Annotated in this window: 17 protein-coding genes; 7 read left to right on the top strand and 10 right to left on the bottom strand. The window is 72.1% G+C overall.

The window, feature by feature from the left end; translation table 11 throughout:
• Positions 1-112: 112 nt before the first annotated feature.
• Entirely contained in the window at positions 113-493 is a 381-nt protein-coding gene (locus tag VXJ25_RS07110; RefSeq protein ID WP_330958516.1) for a GH32 C-terminal domain-containing protein, read from the top strand.
• Here VXJ25_RS07110 and VXJ25_RS07105 read toward each other — a convergent pair.
• The 6 genes from VXJ25_RS07105 to glgB all read right to left on the bottom strand — a co-directional run bounded on the left by VXJ25_RS07105 (position 490) and on the right by glgB (position 7,914).
• The gene (locus VXJ25_RS07105; protein WP_330958515.1) at positions 490-1,743 is read right to left on the bottom strand and encodes a nickel-dependent lactate racemase family protein; all 1,254 of its coding nucleotides are present in this window, start codon (positions 1,741-1,743) and stop codon (positions 490-492) included. The two genes, VXJ25_RS07110 and VXJ25_RS07105, sit on opposite strands and share 4 nt — an antisense overlap.
• 3 nt (positions 1,744-1,746) lie before the next feature.
• Entirely contained in the window at positions 1,747-2,730 is a 984-nt protein-coding gene (locus tag VXJ25_RS07100) for an esterase family protein (RefSeq protein WP_330958514.1), read from the bottom strand.
• A gap of 250 nt (positions 2,731-2,980) precedes the next feature.
• Positions 2,981-3,967: a DMT family transporter gene (locus tag VXJ25_RS07095; RefSeq protein ID WP_330958513.1), complete on the bottom strand. Its 987-nt coding sequence runs from the start codon at positions 3,965-3,967 to the stop codon at positions 2,981-2,983.
• A 102-nt stretch (positions 3,968-4,069) separates the two neighbouring features.
• Positions 4,070-4,909, bottom strand: a complete 840-nt coding sequence (locus VXJ25_RS07090; protein ID WP_330958512.1) for a spermidine synthase — start codon at positions 4,907-4,909, stop codon at positions 4,070-4,072.
• Positions 4,910-4,919: 10 nt separating this feature from the next.
• A complete protein-coding gene (locus VXJ25_RS07085) occupies positions 4,920-5,936 on the bottom strand; it encodes a GNAT family N-acetyltransferase (RefSeq protein WP_330958511.1) in 1,017 nt (338 codons plus the stop codon).
• Positions 5,937-6,024: 88 nt separating this feature from the next.
• The gene (gene glgB / locus VXJ25_RS07080; protein ID WP_330958510.1) at positions 6,025-7,914 is read right to left on the bottom strand and encodes a 1,4-alpha-glucan branching protein GlgB; all 1,890 of its coding nucleotides are present in this window, start codon (positions 7,912-7,914) and stop codon (positions 6,025-6,027) included.
• A 564-nt stretch (positions 7,915-8,478) separates the two neighbouring features.
• Here glgB and VXJ25_RS07075 point away from each other — a divergent pair.
• Both VXJ25_RS07075 and VXJ25_RS07070 read left to right on the top strand, forming a co-directional pair.
• Complete coding sequence (locus tag VXJ25_RS07075) at positions 8,479-9,030, top strand: macro domain-containing protein (RefSeq protein WP_330958509.1); 552 nt, start codon at positions 8,479-8,481, stop codon at positions 9,028-9,030.
• A 117-nt stretch (positions 9,031-9,147) separates the two neighbouring features.
• The gene (locus tag VXJ25_RS07070; protein WP_330958508.1) at positions 9,148-10,122 is read left to right on the top strand and encodes a type I phosphomannose isomerase catalytic subunit; all 975 of its coding nucleotides are present in this window, start codon (positions 9,148-9,150) and stop codon (positions 10,120-10,122) included.
• Between the two features lie 532 nt (positions 10,123-10,654).
• Here the strand turns inward: VXJ25_RS07070 and mscL are convergent.
• The 3 genes from mscL to VXJ25_RS07055 all read right to left on the bottom strand — a co-directional run bounded on the left by mscL (position 10,655) and on the right by VXJ25_RS07055 (position 13,297).
• Entirely contained in the window at positions 10,655-11,107 is a 453-nt protein-coding gene (gene mscL / locus VXJ25_RS07065; protein ID WP_330958507.1) for a large conductance mechanosensitive channel protein MscL, read from the bottom strand.
• Between the two features lie 77 nt (positions 11,108-11,184).
• Complete coding sequence (gene dtd, locus VXJ25_RS07060; protein ID WP_330958506.1) at positions 11,185-11,652, bottom strand: D-aminoacyl-tRNA deacylase; 468 nt, start codon at positions 11,650-11,652, stop codon at positions 11,185-11,187.
• An 88-nt stretch (positions 11,653-11,740) separates the two neighbouring features.
• Positions 11,741-13,297, bottom strand: a complete 1,557-nt coding sequence (locus VXJ25_RS07055) for a carboxypeptidase M32 (RefSeq protein ID WP_330958505.1) — start codon at positions 13,295-13,297, stop codon at positions 11,741-11,743.
• A gap of 193 nt (positions 13,298-13,490) precedes the next feature.
• Between VXJ25_RS07055 and VXJ25_RS07050 the strand changes: the two genes are divergently transcribed.
• The 3 genes from VXJ25_RS07050 (at position 13,491) to VXJ25_RS07040 (ending at position 16,622) form a co-directional block, all read left to right on the top strand.
• Entirely contained in the window at positions 13,491-14,432 is a 942-nt protein-coding gene (locus VXJ25_RS07050) for an ROK family protein (protein WP_330958504.1), read from the top strand.
• A 157-nt stretch (positions 14,433-14,589) separates the two neighbouring features.
• Positions 14,590-15,762 (top strand): N-acetylglucosamine-6-phosphate deacetylase, encoded by a 1,173-nt coding sequence (gene nagA, locus VXJ25_RS07045; RefSeq protein ID WP_330958503.1) that lies wholly within the window; start codon positions 14,590-14,592, stop codon positions 15,760-15,762.
• Entirely contained in the window at positions 15,762-16,622 is an 861-nt protein-coding gene (locus VXJ25_RS07040) for an alpha/beta hydrolase (RefSeq protein WP_330958502.1), read from the top strand. Before nagA ends, VXJ25_RS07040 begins: the two co-directional genes overlap by 1 nt.
• 66 nt (positions 16,623-16,688) lie before the next feature.
• On the opposite strand, the gene VXJ25_RS07035 is transcribed toward VXJ25_RS07040, so the two are convergent.
• Positions 16,689-17,786, bottom strand: coding sequence for a dipeptidase (locus tag VXJ25_RS07035; RefSeq protein WP_330958501.1), 1,098 nt, complete (start codon positions 17,784-17,786; stop codon positions 16,689-16,691).
• A gap of 97 nt (positions 17,787-17,883) precedes the next feature.
• Here VXJ25_RS07035 and VXJ25_RS07030 point away from each other — a divergent pair, with 97 nt between their 5' ends.
• On the top strand, positions 17,884-18,063 hold the full coding sequence (locus VXJ25_RS07030) for a hypothetical protein (protein WP_330958500.1): 180 nt from the start codon (positions 17,884-17,886) through the stop codon (positions 18,061-18,063).
• The last annotated feature ends 35 nt before the right edge of the window (positions 18,064-18,098 follow it).

Below are 18,098 nucleotides of genomic sequence, written 5' to 3'. Positions count from 1 at the left end.
CCTCGACATGTCGTTGCTGGACCACTGGGACGAGAGGAGCGTTAGCACGGACTAGGAAGCCGCAAGCAAGTCCTGCCGACATAGGGGGTCAGAAGACATTTGCGAAAGATACTTGACGGAACCCCTCCGGGAGGCGACGGGCGCCCTCGAGGCGCCCCTGGCGGGGTGTTGCTTCGACCTCGTGGTCGACGCGGCGGGGCCAGGCCCCGTGCGCGTCACGGTCGCCGACGAGCTCGGCGTCGCCTGGAAGGACGGCACGCTCTCGATGCGCTTCTCCGACCCCTCCAAGGAGTCGGTCGGCGCCGGGCGCACCCTGCGCTTCGAGCCGCTTGCCTCGCTCACGAGCCTGCGCGTCGTGGGCGACGCCTCCTCGGTGGAGGTCTTCGCCAACGACGGCGAGCTCTGCCTCTCCACGCGCTACTACCCCGAGCGCTACCGCGTCGCCGTGGACGCCCCCGGCGCCCGCGTGCGCCTCTGGGACCTCGCGCGCTAGCGCATGAGCGGCAGCGTCGAGCCGCCGTGCGGCATGATGAGCACCCGCGGCTCGCGCCCGAGCCTCGCGCGCTGCTCGGCGAGGGCGGCATCGAGCGCCTCCTGCACGTGGCGGAAGGGCCGCATGAAGCAGGCGCGCGCCGTCTCGTCGGGCAGGTCACTCACGAGGAGGACGTCCGCCCGCTCCTCGATCTGGGCGATGGCGGCCGCCTTGTGGCCGCCGAGCCTGAACTCGCGGCGCAGGTGGTCGACGACCTCGGCGGGCGAGGACGCCTCGCGCATCCACCGCTCGAAGGTCGGCTGCCCGAGGCCCTCGGCGCACGAGCCCACGAGGACGATCGCACCGCCGTCGCGGACGGGGTGCTTGGCGTTGTCGAGCGCCTTCTGCAGCTGGTAGAGGTTGAGGTCCTTGGGCGCGCCGCCCTGGCTGACCACCACCACGTCGGCCTTCTCCGCGAGGGGGCAGCCGTAGAGGCGGTCGAGCTCGCGGCAGGCGTCGCGCTGGGCCTCGACGAAGTCGCCGCAGGCGCAGTAGACGATGCGGCGCTCCTCGTCGAGCACGACGTTCACGATGAAGTCGAGGCCGACCATGCGGCAGGCCTCCTCGAGGTCGAGCCTCACGGGGCTCTCCATGTTGCCCGAGCGGGCGGCGGGGTCGCACATGAGCGCGTGGTTGGCCTGGATCGCCTCGAAGGTCGAGACGCCCGGCATAATCGCCTTGGCTCCGCCGGAGTAGCCGGCGAAGTAGTGGTACTCCACGTTGCCGAGCGAGACGCGCACGTCGGCCTCGGCGACCTCGGCGAGGATGTCGACCGGGGTCCCGTGGCGCGTCCTGCCGAAGTGCACGAGCCCGCGCGAGTCCCCGTTCAGGACGGCGAGCCTGCCGAAGTAGGGGCCCATGATGCGGCGGAGCTCGTCTTGGGTCTGGGGGCGGTGGCTGCCGAGCGCTATGGCGAGAAGGACGTCGTCGTCCGAGACGCCCCCCGCGTGCAGCTCGTCCATCACCTCGGGCAGGATCTCGGCCGTGGGCAGGGGTCGGGTGACGTCGGAGGTGATGACGCAGACGCGCTGGCCGCACGAGACGAGCTCGCGCAGCCGGGGCGTGGCGCGGGGCCGCTCGAGCGCCGCGCGCACGAGCGCGGGGCCCACCTCGCCGACCTCGACCTCGTTGGCGTGCATGACCTCGATGACGTCGGCCTCGTCGAGCTCGAACTCCTCGCACCTGTCGCCGATCCCGACGCTGTAGCGCATGGCCTACCCCTCCGCGAGCCAGTTGAGGGGGGCCGCCCCCTTACGGCGCTCGGGCACCATGCTGCAGGCGCCCACCATGTCGTCGGAGCCCTTGGCGGGGGCGAAGCGCCGCGCGCCCTTCTCAGTGACCAGGCGCGGCCTCTCCGACTCGCGGGCGCCCCCCGCCGCCTCGGCCTCGGGCGCGCCCGCGCCGGCGCCGCCCGCGGGCCCCGCGTCCTTCTCGCCCGGCTCCGCCCCATCGGCGATCTGGTCGAGCACGATGGGCAGGAAGTAGGCGATCTGGCGCTTCCACCACGGCCAGTCGTGGCTCACGTCGAAGCCCCAGAAGTCGCACCACGCGCCCACGCCCAGCCGGTCGAGCTCCTCGGAGATGACGCGCAGGTCGTCGATGCTGTCCTCCCAGGCGCCCTGGCCGACGCAGAACACGAGCTGGCGCTCGTTGTAGAGCCTCACGTAGGGGTGGGTGGGCTCCATGTTGCTGAGGAAGGCGCAGGCGTCGTTGTCGTAGAGGGTGTCGTTCATCCAGTCGCCGAAGAAGCGGCTCGTGTGGTAGATCCCCGAGAGGGCTATGCAGCCCTGGAAGAGGTCCGGGCGCCTCAGCGCGAGGAGGGCTGCCTGCGTGGCGCCCAGGTCGCAGCCGACCGCGAGCGGGCGCAGCTTGGAGGCGTTGCGCTCGTGGACCTCGGCGAGGAGCTCCTCCACGAGGTAGTCGTAGTAGGCCTCCTGCGTTGCCGCGCGCCGCTCGTCGTCGCCGGAGCCGTCGGTCCAGCTGTCGTGGTCGACGGTGTCGACGCAGAAGAGCTGGATCCGCCCCTCGTCTATGAGGGGGGCCAGCACGTCCACCATCCCGAAGCCCTCCCACTCGTCGGCCATGGCGTCCTGCGTGGGGACGGCGACGATGGGGTAGGCGCCCGCCTCGCCGTAGGCGATGGCATGCATGTCCCTGCCGAGGTATGTGCTGTGGGTCGTGAACTGCTCGCGTCTCATGCGTCGCTCCCAACTAGTCGGCCGTCGTGCGGTCGTGCTGAAGCCTGCCTTCACGGAGAGAGACGCTATCAGAGCAAGGTTTCGGCCAGGTTTAGAGAAGCCCTTTGCGTCGTTTATGTTCACAAAGGCCGCGGAGGCGCCGCGAGCGGCAGAATGCCCAGGGCGAGCGGTCGGGGGAGGGGCGGCACGGACGTGCGGCGCGGACGTGCGGCGCGGACGTGCGGCCGGGGGGGCGGCGCGCCCCCGGGGCTCAGCGGGCGGCGCGCGTGCGCCTGGCGGGGCGCCGCGTGTTCACGATCACGATGCCCGCGCTCGCCAGGGCGAGGGAGCAGAGCAGGACCGCGGGGCTGACGATCCCTCCCTCGTCGAGCAGCAGGGTCGAGAGGATGGCGCCGAAGACGGGGTTGCAGAAGCCGAAGACGCTCACGCGGCTCACGGGGTTGTTCGCGAGCAGGAGCGACCAGAGCGAGTAGGCCGCCGCGGAGATGAAGGCGAGGTAGAGGAGGAGCGCGACGGAGGCGGGGCCGCTCGGGGAGAGGGAGCCGCCGCCGGCGAGCCCGATGGCCGAGAGCGTGAGCCCGCCGACCAGGAACTGCCAGCCGGACAGCGTCACCGGGTCGTGCCCCTCGTGCGAGAAGATCTGGATGAGGCTCGACGACGTCGCCGCGGCGAGGGTCGAGGCGAGCACCGCGCCCTCGCCCGCCAGCGAGAAGGAGAGGCCGCCCGAGCCCTGGGAGAGCGTGACCAGCGCCACCCCGGCGAAGCCGACGGCGCAGCCCGCGAGCTTGCGCGCCGTAAGCCGCTCGAGCCTGAAGACGAGCGCGGCGATCAGGATGCAGAAGAAGGTGTTCGTCGCCTCGATGATCGAGCTCGTGACCCCCGAGGCATGGCCGAGCCCCAGGTAGAAGAGGGCGTACTGCAGAGTCGTCTGGAAGAGGCTCAGAACGAGGACGCACCTCGCGTCCTCCCGGCGCGCCACGAGGGGGCGCCGCCGCACGAGGCTCATGGCGCCGATCACGCCCAGTCCGGCGAGGACGAAGCGCGCGCCGGCGAAGAGCATCTGCGAGGCGGTGTCGTCCGCGGGGATGGAGAAGAGCCGGTAGCCGATCTTGATGCAGGGGAAGGCGCTGCCCCACAGGAAGGTCGCGACGAGGGCGAGGGTCACGACCCCCGCCGTGCTCGCGAGGAAGCCCCCCTCGCGGCCGTCCTTCGGCTCCGTCCGTGCCCCTGCCCGCATGCGCTCCCCTTCCTCCGTCCAAGACAGGGGAGTATAGCAGGCGGGGGCGCCCCCGGCTCGGGGCGGGGCTCGCGGCCTCGCTCGCCGGGGGGCGCCCGTCGGTCACGCGAGGCGGCGCGCCCAGGGGAGGTCGAGCGCTGCCCGGGTGGCCAGCAGCATCACGTTGTCCTCCTCCGCCTCCCGCCCGGGCTGGACGCCGGCGGCGAACACGCGGGAGAAGCCGGCCGCGGCGAGCGTGGCCGCGAGCTCGCGCAGCGGACGCGCCCGCGGCCCCTCCGCCGCAGAGACCACGTTGGCGAGGAAGGCGCCTTGGGGCGCGAGCCGCTCGAGGTAGAGGCGGGCCGCCTTCGGGCCCGCCAGCTCGGACGGCGCCTCGCCCGCGGCGAAGCAGTCGCAGAGGATCGCGTCGTAGGTCCGCCCGGTCCCCTCGAGGAAGTCGAGGGCGTCGGTGCAGACGACGCGCGGTCCGGGGAGGTGGGCCCTTCTCCGCTCGCGCAGCAGCCGGCCGAGGAAGAAGTGGCGCCTGGCGAGGCGGATGACGGCCGGGTCTGCCTCCACCACGTCGAGGGCGACCTCGGGACGCTCGGCCAGCAGGTACTTGGGGTAGCCGAGGCCGCCGCCCCCGAGCATGAGGAGGTCGTGCGCCCGCGGGCAGGCCTCGAAGGCGAGGTCGAAGAGGACGTAGTAGTCGAAGACGGGGTCGCACCAGCCCTCGTCGACGTAGGTGGCGGACTGCAGCGTGCCGTCCACGGTGAGGAGCCTGACCGGGCGGCCGTCGTCCCAGGTGCCCTCGACGACCTCGGTCGTGCCGAAGCGGCCGCGCACGCGCGCGAGGACCCTCTCGCGACTGTCGACGCGCGCGTCGTCCGCGCAGTCGGCCCGCGTGCGACCGGGCGGGCGGAGGCCGGCCGCGAGGCGCGTCCGGGGGCCAAGGGAGCCCACGGCGCGCCCGCTAGACGAGGAGGGAGAGCAGGTCTCCCTCGCTCTCGAAGCCGTAGTCGAGGCAGGCGTCCGTGGCGCGCTCGCCCTGGTCGTAGAGGAAGAGCCGCGAGACGCCCCTGCCGCTCGCCTTGAGCTCGATGTCCTCGAGCAGCGTGGGGAGGGTCGCCTCGTAGCCCGGAAGCGAGCTCACGCCCACGACGAGGCCGACCATGCCCGAGGGGTTCTCGGCCGAGGGGATGACCTCCACGAAGAGGACGCCCGCCGTGGAGACGACGCGCCCGTCCACCTCGGCGACCTGCTGAGCGAGCGCACCCTGCTGCATGTTGCGCGTGAGGTAGCGCTCGAGGTCGCTCCTGTGGAGCCCCTGGGTGCCGGCGAGCATCGCGGCCACGGCCGGCACGTCCGCCAGGGTCGCCTGGCGGGAGGCGAACTCCTCGAAGCTGGGGTCGGCAAACGAGGCGTCCGCGTCGGCGGAGGGCATCGCGCAGGCGGAGGGACCGGAGGCGGGGCCGGTCGCGCTTGCGGGCCTCGGCGCCGGGCCCTTCGCGGGACGGCCGGCTGCCGTCGGCGCGGACACCGGGCCCGCGCCGTACGCGAACTCGCCCGGGACGTCCTGCGGCGAGAGCTCGTTCATCACCATGCGGTTGTTCACCTGCTCGGAGATCGGCGGGTAGGACTCGTCCCACACGGAGGGGTCGGTGACGACGGAGTCGAAGGAGGAGACGAGCCCGCTGCCGTAGCGGCCGCCCTCGAGGGAGCGGAGCCAGTCGCGGCAGAAGTCGAGGCCGTCCGCGGAGGTCGAGTAGCCGCCGTCGAAGCGCTCCTCGAAGCGGCGGGAGAAGTCCTGGTAGAGCTCGGGATCGGCGGAGCTCGCCGCGTCCCAGAGGAAGGGGTTCGCCTCGGAGCACAACTCCTCCAGGCCCGCCGGCGCCCCCTCGGGGCGCCGCTCCTGCGTCATGCAGGCCTGCTGGATGGCGTAGTAGAGGTTGACGTAGGTGACGAACTCGTCCCAGAGCTTCTCTTCCATCTCTCCTCGATTCGCGGCTGTCCGCCTGAGCGTTGCGCCGGGCGGGCTGGGCCCTCGGCAGCCCGAGGCCCTGCGGGGTCGGCGGACGCTAGCGCCCTGCGGTGTCGGGCGCGCCGGCGCACCGAGCCGAGGTCCTTCTCGCCCCCGTGGCGGAGTCCTCGCCGGCGCCCTCCCCCCTGGTGGGAAAAAGCGCGAGCAGCAGGCCGGAGAGCGGCGCCAGGTCGAGCGCGAGGGTGCCCGCGCCCGCGTCCATCCGTGCGCCCGTGCGCCCGTCGGGCGTGGCGCCGCCGAAGCGCTGCCAGTCGGTGTCGAGGAGGACCTCGACGGAGCCGGTCTCGGGCAGCTCGAGCTCGTAGCCCTCGTGGGGGCAGTTGGCGAGGTTGAGGACGCACAGGAGCCGCTCGCCCGAGCGGTCCCGGCGCTCGAAGGCGTAGACGACGTGCGTCTCGTCGTCGACCTGGCGCCACTGGAAGCCCGCCTGCTCGTAGTCGAGCTCCCAGAGCGCGGGGTGAGCGAGGTAGAGGTGGTTCAGCTCGCAGACGTAGCGGTAGAAGGCGTCGTGCGTGGGGTAGGCGCGCAGGAACCAGTCCTGCTCGCGCCGCTCGTCCCACTCGCGCAGCTGGGCCACCTCGGAGCCCATGAAGTTGAGCTTCTTTCCGGGGTGGGCCATCATGTAGAGGTAGAGGGCGCGCGCCTGCGGGAACTTGAGGTCGAGGTCGCCCCACATCTTCTGCGCCACGGTCGCCTTGCCGTGCACGTTCTCGTCGTGGCTGAGCGGCAGCAGGTAGCGCTCGTTGCCGAAGTACATCATCGAGAAGCTCAGCTTGTGGTAGTTGCCCGCGCGGAAGTAGGGGTCGGTCTGGAAGAGGCTCAGCGTGTCGTGCATCCAGCCCATGTCCCACTTGTAGTCGAACCCGAGGCCGCCCTCGCTCGCGTCGGCCGTGCAGCCCTTGAAGTCCGTCGAGTCCTCGGCCACCAGGAAGGTGCCGGGGTTGAGCGACTTGACGCCCGCGTTCATGGTGCGCACGAACCTCACCGCGTCCGCGTTGACGCCGCGTGCCTCGTCGCCCTGCCAGTAGATGATGCGGCTGATCGCGTCCATGCGCAGCCCGTCGAAGTGGTAGGCGCCGAGCCAGAAGTTGGCGCTCGACTGCATGAAGCTGCGGCTCTCGCCGCGCGAGTACATGAAGTTGTGGCTGCCCCACTCGGAGACGCCCACGGCGTCGTTGGGGTACTCGAACAGCGGGGTGCCGTCGTAGTCCGCGAGCCCCCAGGGGTCGGTCGCGAAGTGGACCGGCACGACGTCCAGGATGCAGCCGATGCCCGCCTGGTGCAGGCTGTCGACGAGGGCCATGAGCTGGCGGGGCTCGCCGAAGCGGCTGGTGGGCGAGAAGAACCCGGTGGGCTGGTAGCCCCACGAGCCGTCGAAGGGGTACTCGGTCAGGGGCATGAACTCGACGAAGGTGTAGCCGCTCTCGGTGAGGTAGGAGACGAGGGGGGCCGCCACCTCCTCGTAGCCGAGCCAGTCGGCCGGGTCGTCGGAGGGCTCGTCGCCCGAGCGCTTGCGCCAGCTCCCGAGGTTGAGCTCGTAGACGTTCATGGGGCGGTCATCGCCCCGTGAGCGGTGGGCCATCCACTCGGCGTCGCCCCACTCGTAGGTCAGGTCGCGCACGACGGAGCGATGGTGCGGCCTCAGCTCGGAGCCGAAGGCGTAGGGGTCCGCGTGGTCGACGCTCCTGCCTGCGTGGTGGATGCGGTACTCGTAGGCGCAGCCCTCGCGGGCGCCGGGGCACAGGAGCTCCCAGAAGTTGCCGTCCTCGACCTTGTGCATGGGGTGGGGCACGCCCTCGACGACGACCTCGATCGCCTCGGCTGCCGGGGCAAAGGTCCTGAAGACGACGCCCCCGTCGACGAGGTGGGCCCCGAGGTAGTCCTGGGCGAAGAACTCGCTTCCCGTGTAGAAGTCGTACGTGCGCATCGCATGCCCCCTGCGTCCCGTGCGTTCCCGTGCGTGGTGCCCGTTTCGAGCCGCGAGGCCGGCGTTCGTGGCCTGGCGCCGTGCTGGCGCCGGCGGCCCCCCCGGCGTCCGTCGGCGCGCGGCGCCCGCGTGCCCGCGGCCCCCGCGTGCCCGTGGCCCCTGGACAGCCTTGCATTAATGTAGCGCACCCCCTTGCGGAGGGGGAGGAACCCGTGCCCCCACGGGTGCGATGCGCCTGCGGACGGGGAGGTGGGGGGGAGTCGCCCCGGGCTTGCCGCCCCGAACTTTCGCCCGGGGCTTGACGAGTTTCTCGGCCAGCCCTAAGATGCACATATCCCTAGTGGATTGGTAGGAATAAGAGACGACGCCCGTGGGCGGACAAGGGTCCCTCTCCTCTCCCCGTCCGGGATGCGCACTCCCCTTGGCGCATCCGCTCCCACGGCCTCGCCTCTTTTTCCGTGCGCGTAGGCTTCCGCACGCCGTCGGCGTCGCCGTAGGCGCCGACGGCGCAGGAGCCGTTGCCGTTGTCGGCCGGGCGCCCTGCGTCCGCTCCGGGAGGCTGCCATGATCCGAATCGTACACGGCTCCGTCGTCGACCAGCGCGTCGACGCCATCGTGAACGCGGCCAACGGCGGCCTCATGGGCGGGGGAGGCGTCGACGGCGCCATCCACCGCGCTGCCGGCCCCGGCCTGGACGAGGAGTGCCGCCGCCTGCACGACGAGGGCGGCTGCCCCACGGGCGACGCCAGGCTGACGGGCGCCTACGGCATCTCCTGGGCGCGCCACGTGGTGCACACGGTCGGCCCGGTCTTCTCGGAGCACTCGTTCGAGGAGGGCGCGCGGCTCCTGGCGTCGTGCTACGAGCGCTCGTGCGACCTCGCGCTCGCCGCGGGCGACGCCTCAATCGCGTTCCCCGCCATCTCGTGCGGGGTCTACGGCTTTCCGCTCGAGCGCGCGCTGCCGGTCGCGCTCGACGCCCTCGTCCCCTACGCGGTGCGCTTCGATCGCATCGTGCTCGCCATGTTCCGCCGCGACGAGTTCGCCCTCGCGCGCGAGGTCGCCCGCGAGGTGGTCCGCTGCCACGACGAGGGCGACGAGGTCGTGGTCGACGCGTAGCCGGCCGCGCCAGGCCTCGGACTGCGCGTCCTTGTCCGCCGCCGTGTGCGCGCCTTGCTATGCTTGTGCCGTGTCAGTTCCCGAGGACGTGACGGTTTCCGGCGCTAGGAGGCAGGCGTGAGCGACGACTTCGATGACCTGATCTTTACCAACCCAGTGTTCCACGAGAAGATCTGGGGAGGCCGCAGGCTCGAGACGGAGTTCGGCTACAAGATCCCGGACGGCAGCATCGGGGAGTGCTGGGCCATCAGCGCGCACCCCGCGGGCGACTGCACGGTCGCCGGAGGCGCCTACGACGGCAGGTACCTGTCGGACCTGTGGGAGAGCGAGCGCGGGCTCTTCGCGGGCGCCTCGGGCGACCGCTTTCCGCTGCTGATCAAGATCCTCGACGCGCGCGAGAACCTCTCCGTGCAGGTGCACCCCGACGACGCCTACGCCGCCGCGCACGAGAACGGCTCGCTCGGCAAGCGCGAGTGCTGGTACGTGCTCTCCGCCGAGCCCGGGACCAAGATCGTCGTGGGGCAGCGCGCCCACGACAGGGCCGAGTTCGCGCGCATGGTCGAGGAGGGCCGCTGGTCCGAGCTGCTCTACGAGGTGCCCATCAAGGCGGGCGACTTCTTCCGCATCGAGCCTGGCACGATCCATGCCATCGAGGGCGGCACGCTGATCCTCGAGACGCAGCAGTCCTCCGACGTCACCTACCGCGTCTACGACTACGACCGCGTGCAGGCCGACGGCACGCGGCGCGAGCTGCACATCCCGCAGACGCTCGACGTGGTGGACTTCTCGCTCGTGCCGCCGGCGTCGGGCGAGGTCACGGCTCCCGAGGTGGACGGCATCACGAGCCTCATGAGCTGCCCCAACTTCGACGTCGTGCGCCTGCGCCCGACCGAGGGGACGTCCGTGACGCTGAGGCAGGACCACCCGTTCGTCTGCGTCTCCGTGGTCGAGGGCGCTGGCGCGGTGGAGACGCCGGCCGGCCGACACGAGCTCGAGAAGGGCGCGCACTTCGTGGCGCCTGCGCGCTCGGGCGACCTCACCTTTACGGGCGACATGACCATCATCGCGAGCTGGGTCCCCAAGGAGGCGTAGCCCCGGGGCGCGGCCGCAGGTCGGCGGGGTGGGCGGCGCTCGGGCGCGAGGGTTCCGGCCCCGGGGCAGCATCCGGCCCGGGGCCGCGGCCGGCCCGGGGCCGCGCGCGAGCCGATGCAACTATCAGCGCGGGATTGTGCATTTCGACAGGTTATGGACGGGTCGGAGGGGGCTCGCGACGCTTCCGCCGCCCGCCGCGATGGCGGGACGCCACGTCTGCCCAGGATTCCGCGAGTCCTCCGCCGCCGGGGGCCGTCTTCCGCTCGCGAGGCCCTCTCGGCGCCGCCTCGACCCGTCCCTAAGTCGCCGAAATGCACGAGTCGACAGAATGGCTGCACGCGGGCCCCGCGGGACCCGGCCCCTCGGGGCCTGGCTGCGCGGGGCCCGCGTGCGACGTCAGCGTTTCCGCTCGCGGAAGAGGGTGACGCCCGGGCCGGTGGCTTTGCTGCGAGCCGGTCCCGAGGCGGGGGCGCCGGGGCCGGGACGTGCGCCGGAGCCCCCGGCGCCTAGACGTGCGTTGGAGCCGGGGCGCCTAGACGTGCGCGCCGCCGGGGATCTCGCCGCCGCAGTGCGGGCAGCGGGTCGCGCCGGCCTTGACCTCCTCGAGGCAGTGCGGGCAGACGGGGGTCGTGGCCGCCTCTTCCTCCTTCTGCTTGTTGAGCAGCTTGTTGGCGCTCTCCTGCACGGTCTTCTCGAGCTTGTTCATGCCCTTGACCATGCAGAAGACGATGAGGGCGATGATCAGGAAGTTGATGATCGCGCTGATGAAGTTGGAGAAGCCGATCGTCGTGTCGCCCACGGTGACGTCGAGCCCGGAGACCTCGGTGCCGCCGCCGGTGACGATGTGGATGAACGGCTGGAGGACGTCGCTCGTGAGCGAGGTCACGATCCCCGTGAAGGCGCCGCCGATGATGACGCCGATTGCCATGTCCATCACGTTGCCGCGGGAGATGAACTCCCTGAACTCCTTGAAGAAGCCGGACATGCGAATCCTTTCTCTCGGGCGGCCGCGCCGCCTGACCTTGACGGCCGCGCCGCCTTGCCTTGGCGGGCGCGCCGCCGCTAACGGTGGGTGTGCCGCGGACGGGCGAGCTCGTCCGTGTCGAGCCAGATCGTGAACGGGCCGTCGTTCACGAGCGAGACGCGCATCTCGGCGCCGAACGTGCCGTGCTCCACGTGCACGTCGCGGGCGGCCACGTCGCAGAAGTGCCGGTAGAGCTCGTCCGCCAGCCCCGGTTCCGCGGCGCCGTTGAAGGAGGGCCTGCGGCCCTTGCGGCAGTCCGCGAAGAGCGTGAACTGGCTGACCACCAGCACCTCCCCCGAGATGTCAGCGAGAGAGAGGTTCGTCTTGCCGGCCTCGTCCCCGAATACCCTCAGATGATAGATCTTTTCCCAGAGCGCGTCCGCCACTTCTGCGGTGTCGTCGGGGCTAACGCCGAGAAGGACGAGGAAGCCGCGACCGCAGCTGCCCACCTCCTGGCCGCCGACCTCGACGTGCGCCTCCTCGACCCTCTGAAGCAAGGCCCTCATGGGCGCGCCTCCTTCCTCGCTCGTGCGCCTGCTCCGCCGCGTCGGCCGCAGCGCCGCGCCGGCCGCGGGCAGTACCGCCGCGCTGCCGCTAGAGCCCGTAGATGCCGCGGTACTTCTCGTCCAGGTAGCGCGTGTAGTGCGAGGGGTCGAAGCCCGTGTGGCACGCCATCCGGATGAGCTCGTCGGGGTCCTTGGAGCGCCCGTAGCGCCAGATGTGCTGGCGCAGCCACTCGCGGACCTCGGTGAGGTCGCCGCGCGAGAGGTCGTCCTCCCAGGCCACGCCGTCCGCCAGCATCTGGTCCTTGAGCTGCGCGCCGTAGGCGCCGCCGAGCGCGTAGGTGGGGAAGTAGCCAAAGTAGCCGGTCGACCAGTGCGAGTCCTGCAGCGCGCCGTCGCGGTCGTTGGGCACGCGGACGCCGAGGTAGCCCTTGTAGCGCTCCTTCCAGAGGCCGGGCACGTCGGCCGCCTTCGCCTCGCCCGAGAAGAGCAGCTGCTCGATCTCGTAGCGGATGATAACGTGCAGCGGGTAGGTGAGCTCGTCGGCCTCGGTGCGGATGGGCTGCGGCTCGACGCGGTTGGTGGCGAGCCAGAACTGCTGCGGCGTCACGCGCATCATCTGGCCGGGGAAGTGGCGCTTCAGCAGCTCGAGCAGGTGCGGCGCGAACGCGCGGTCGCGGCCGACGTAGTTCTCGAAGAAGCGCGACTGGCCCTCGTGCATGCCCGCGGAGGTGCCGCCCGAGAGGGACGTGTAGTTGAACGAGGGGTCCACCCCCTGCTCGTAGGAGTTGTGGCCGCCCTCGTGCAGCATGCTGTAGAGGTTGCGGGTCACGTCGTCCTCGTAGACGTGCGCGGCGGTCACGGCGTAGTTGGTGGTCATGGCTTCGGAGAAGGGGTGCTCGGTCTCGGTGAGCCACCAGGCGTCGAGGTTGACCCCCTCGAGCTCGGCGACGTCGCGGGCGAGCTGCCACTGGCGGGCGGCGTCGAAGCGGCCCTCGACGCAGTCGCGGCTCGGCTGGTAGCCCTTGGAGCGGATGTCCATGAGCAGCGGCACGACCGTGTCCTTGACCCGGGCGAAGAAGTCGTCGTAGAAGGCGCGGCTCGTCCCCTGCTCGAAGTGGTCGAGCCAGACGTCGTAGGCGTCGCGCCTGGGGTCGCGCTCGTGGGCCATGCGCCTCATGAGGGCGACGAGCCTATCCACGTAGGGCTCGAAGCTCGCCCAGTCGTCGGCGCGCTTGGCGCGCGCCCAGACGTCGTTTGCCTCGCAGGTGAGGCGCGTCAGCTCGGCCTGGTCCGCGGCCGGGACGAGCGTCATCTCCTCCTGGGTGCGGCGCAGGACCCTGACCTGCGCGCGGGTGGTCTCGTCGAGCTCGGCGTCGTGCTCGGAGAGGTGGTCGAGGGCGCCCTTGAGCTCGGGGGAGCAGACGAGGTCGTGGTCCTCCTCCTCGAGGACGGCGAGGGCCTCGCCGCGGTCCGCGGTGACGGCCGCCGGGTCGATCGTGGGGCCGAGGACGTCGAGGGTCTTCTTCGCGTATCGGTGGGCGTAGAGGTGGCGCTCGACCTCGCGGAGCGTCTCCAGGTACGGGGCGAGGTCGGAGGGGAGGGGCCCGCGCTCGGGGACGGGCTCGGTCGCGTTGGTGTCAGGCATGGTACCTCCTGGGTGTCGGTTCTGGTTCAGGAGTCGAGTGTAGCGCGCCCGCGCGCCGGCGCACCCGGACGGCCGCCGACGCCGAGCGGGACCGCGCGCGGACGGCGCCGGCGCGCCGCGCCCGTGCGATACTGGGGCCACGGTTTTTCTCGGCAGGGGCGCCGCGGCGCCCGGAGCAGCGGAGGGAGTCCTCATGAACAGGGTCTTCGGGATCGACGTCGGCGGGACGAGCATCAAGATCGGCCTCTTCGAGGAGGGCGGGGAGCTCGTCGCGACCGAGGAGGTGCCAACGGGCGCCCTCCTCACGGAGGACGACTTCGCCAAGGTCACCGGCGCGCTCGGGCGCGTGCTCGAGCAGAACGGCGCGGCCCCCGAGGAGGTCTGCGCGATCGGCCTGGACATCCCCGGGCCCGTCGACGCCGAGGGCAGGGTCGGCATGCTCCCCAACATTCAGCTGGACGACAAGGGCCTCAGGGCGGCGATCCAGGACTCCTTCGGCGCGGCGCGGCTCGCCTTCGTGAACGACGCCAACGCGGCGGCGCTCGGCGAGCTGTGGCAGGGCGCCGCACGCGGCGTGGGCAGCGCGGTCCTTGTCGCCCTCGGCACCGGCGTGGGCGCCGGCGTGATCGTGGACGGCAGGGTCGTGGCGGGCGCCTTCGGTGCCGCCGGCGAGATCGGCCACCTCACGGTCAACCGGTCCGAGACGCGCGTGTGCGGCTGCGGCCGCTGCGGCTGCCTCGAGCAGTACGCTTCCGCGACCGGCGTCGTGAGGATGTACCGCGAGAGGTGCGAGGCCGCCGGCGCGACCCCGGTGCCCCTCACCGGCCCCACCGACACGCTCTCCGTCTTCCGCGCCGCCGAGCATGGCAACGAGGTCGCGGCGGACGCGATCTTCTCCATGGCCGACTACCTCGGCTACGCGCTCGCGCAGGTCTCCTGCGTCATCGACCCCGAGGTGTACCTGATCGGCGGCGGCGTGGGCAAGGGCTTCGGCTTCTTCGGCGAGAGGCTGCGCAGCGCCTTTCGCCACTACTGCCTGGCGACCTCGGCGGGTACGCGGATCGTGCAGGCGAGCCTCGGCAACGCCGCCGCCATGTACGGCTGCGCCTACCAGGCGCTCCTGGCGCGCTCCTAGCCCCGGCGCCGACGGGGGGCGCCGCCGCGGTGCCCGCGTCCGCCCGGGCCAGGGTGCGCGCGGGCGTCCCGCGGGGTATCCTCTTGGGTCAGGCGGAGAAGCGCCTCCCGGGGCAGGTCCCCGGGCATCCAATAGCTGCGAGCTCGAGGGGGCTGCCATGTCCACGTTCGCGTTGAAGTCAGACCACGTCATCCTGCCCGGCGGCATCGACGGCTTCGGGTACGTCCTCGTGCGGGACGGGAAGATCCTCGGCGTGCAGGTCGACGACCCGGCGCCCGGCGTCGAGGTCGTCGACCGCATGGGCTACTGGGTTGCTCCCGGCTACGTCGACACCCACGTCCACGGCTTCATGGACCACGACGTGATGGACTGCGACCCGGCCGGCATCGAGGCCATCGCCGAGGGCCTCGTCCGCCACGGCACCACCTCGTGGCTCCCCACGACCCTGACGGCGAGCGTCGAGGACACGGCGCGCGCCTGCAGGAGCGTCCTCGAGGCGCACGCCCGCCGCGAGCCCGGCTTCGTCGGCGCGCGCGTCCAGGGCATCTTCCTCGAGGGGCCGTTCTTCACCGAGGAGCACAAGGGCGCCCAGAACCCCAAGTACCTCATGGACCCCTCCATCGAGGCCTACGACGCCTGGCAGGCGGCGTGCGGCCACCTCATCAAGAAGTCCGCGCTCGCGCCCGAGCGCGACCACACCGCCGAGTACATCCACCACGTGACGGCCGACGGCTGCGTGGCCGCCATCGGCCACACCTCGGCCACCTACGCCGAGGCCGCCGCCGCGGTGCTCGCCGGCGCCAAGGTCTTCGTCCACACCTACAACGCCATGAGCGGGCTGCACCACCGCGACCCCGGCGCCGTGGGCTGCGCGATGACGAGCCAGGACACCTTCGCCGAGCTCATCTGCGACGGCCAGCACGTCAACCCCGTCGCCGCCGACGCCCTCATCCGCGCCAAGGGCTGGGAGCACGTCTTCCTCATCACCGACTGCCTGCGCTGCGGCGGCATGCCCGACGGCGACTACTTCCTGGGCGAGCTCCCCATCGTGCTCTCCGGCGGCGCCGCCCACCTCAGGGAGGGCGGCAACCTCGCCGGCTCCGTCCTCACCATGGCGCACGCGGTCAAGAACGTCGTGGACTGGGGCCTGGTGACGGCCGAGCAGGCCATCCGCATGGCGACCGAGGTGCCTGCCCGCGCCAACGACATCGCGGACCGCTGCGGCTCCATCCTGCCCGGGCGCGACGCCGACCTCGTCGTGCTCAACGCGGACCTCACCGTCGCGGAGACCTACCTCGCAGGCGAGCCCGTCCTGCCCGAGGGGGAGTGATGGGCCTCCTCTCGCGCGTCCTCGGCAAGGGGGCGGGGCGGGGCGAGAAGGACGCGGGGCCGAGGGGTCGCGCCGGCGCGCCCGCGCCCGCAGGCGCCGGGCCCGTCTCGGACGCGCCGGCAGCGCCTCCCGCGTCCGAGCCGCTCGGCGTCCCCGTCGCCCTCGGCCTCGCCGGGGGCGGCGAGGCCGAGGGGCGCCTGCTCGCGGGCGAGCTGCCCGTCTCGGGCGTGCCCGGCGTCCTGTGGCTCTACGGCGACTCCGTGCCGGGCCGCGACGCGGAGGCCTTCCAGGTCATGCCGCGCCTGCTCTTCGGCCACCGCCCGTGCGTTGTCCTCGCTCTCGACCACCCGGCCGGGGTCGAGGAGTGCCACGCCGCCCTCGTGTGGCTCCAGGACAACGCCAGGCGCTACGGCATCGCCGCCGACCAGGTGTTCGTCGGCGGGCAGGCGCTGGGCGCGGACCTCGCCGTCGAGCTGGCCCTCTACGAGCGCGACGAGGGCCAGGCGCCCGTCGCCTACCTGATGGCGCTCTACCCTACGCTCGGCGCCGGCTGGGAGGCGACGCTGCCGGCCTACACCCGCGGCGTGGGCCTCTCGGGCATGCCGGCGGCGGCCGTGCTCACCGGCATGCGGGACCCCGCGCGCGACCAGACGATCGACCTCGTCGAGCGCCTGCGCGCCGCGGGCGGGGACGTGGACTTCCACATGTACCGCTCGCGCCTGCGCGGCACGGGCCTTCTGGGCGAGGGCTCGGACGGCCGCGAGGCCCAGCAGTTCTCCCTGAGGCTCTTCGACAGGGCCGTGGAGGAGCGCCGCGCCCGCCGGGGGAGCTTCCGCCAGACGGACCTGCCGCGGCTCTAGCCTGCCGCGACCCCATCCTGCCGCGGCCAAGGCTCCATCGGGCGCGTCGTCCCGCAGGCCCCGCCGCTACGCCCGCGCCTTCTCGTGGCGCACGAAGAAGTCGCGCGCGTTGGAGAAGAACAGCCGCTCGGCGAGGCCTGCGCCGAGCTCGCGGACGACGCGCTCGTGGAAGGCGGGCACGCGCTCGCAGCCGTCGAGCCAGGCGGGGACCTTGGAGCCGTCGTAGTCGCTGCCGAGGGCGACCGCCGCCTCCCCGCCGAGGTCGAGCCAGTGCTCGACGTGAGCCATGAGCTCCTCGAAGGTGACCTCGCCGGACTCGGCAACGTCTCCGTGGGCGCCGTGGCGGCGGGTCACGAAGCTGCGGTAGTAGTTGAGGCCCACGATGCCGCCGGCGTCGACGATGGCGCGGAACTGGTCGTCCGTGAGGTTGCGCGCGTGGTCGCAGACGGCGCGCGCGTTGGAGTGGGAGGCCGCGAACGGCCGGCGCGCGACGCGGGCCACGTCCCAGAAGCCCGCCTCGTTGAGGTGGGAGACGTCGACCACGATGCCGCCCTCCTCGAGAGCGGCCACGGCCTGCCTGCCGTAGGCGGTGAGCCCGGAGGTCCCGTCGTTGCCGCTGCCGATCGCGTTGCGCCCGTTCCAGGTCAGCGTGAGCATCTTGACGCCGTCGCCGGAAAGCTCGTCGACCACCTCGAGGCCCGAGTCAAGCACGGAGCCGTTCTCGACCGTGAGCAGGGCGGCGACCTGGCCCGCGTCGAGGGTGGCGTCGAGGTCGCGGGCGTCCCGCACCTGCCTCACGGCGCCGTCCTCGGACGAGGTCTGCTCCCTGAAGTAGGCGACGACGGTGCGGTAGAACTCGAGCGGCGCCACGCCGGCGGGCAGCTCGTCCGGGAGGAAGACCGCGTAGCACTGGCACCAGCGCATCTGGGCCATGCGGTCGGCGGCGAGCGCCAGGTTGTTGTGGGCGAGGTCGCCCTCGACCCCGCTCCAGGAGAGGCCGAGCCTCTCGCCTGCCCCCTCCTGCGCGAGCGCCAGGGCGTCGAGGGTGTCGCAGTGCAGGTCGAGCACCCCGAAGGGACGCTCGTCCCGGCTCCTTGCGGCTACGTCGCGCTCTGCCGGGCCCTTGCCGGCCATGTCGCGACCGGCCTCGTCCTTCTCGTCCATCTTCCGTCCTCCCCAGGAGCCGCGCCCGCACGTGGACCGGAGCGCCTCGCCCGCCTCTCGTCACCTGCGATAGTATGACAGAGACGTTACCGCATCGATGCCGTGGCAGGACGGCGGCGCGTGGCTGCTCACGGGCGACGCCCGCAAGGTGGGGCCGCGGGCCGTCGTGACCAATCCGGTCCTGGTCGCGGCCGTGCTGGGCCTCGTCGTCTACCTCGCCGCCGTGCCGCTGCCCGCGTTCGTGACCTCCGGGCTCGACCTGCTCGCCGTGCTGTAACCTTGACGTCCGTGCAATCGAAGAGGCTTTCCGGC

Source organism: Olsenella absiana, assembly GCF_036408855.1.
Taxonomy (GTDB): domain Bacteria; phylum Actinomycetota; class Coriobacteriia; order Coriobacteriales; family Atopobiaceae; genus Olsenella_K; species Olsenella_K absiana.
Note: the sequence above shows the minus strand (reverse complement) of the source record. Positions and strands in the feature narration are given on the sequence as shown.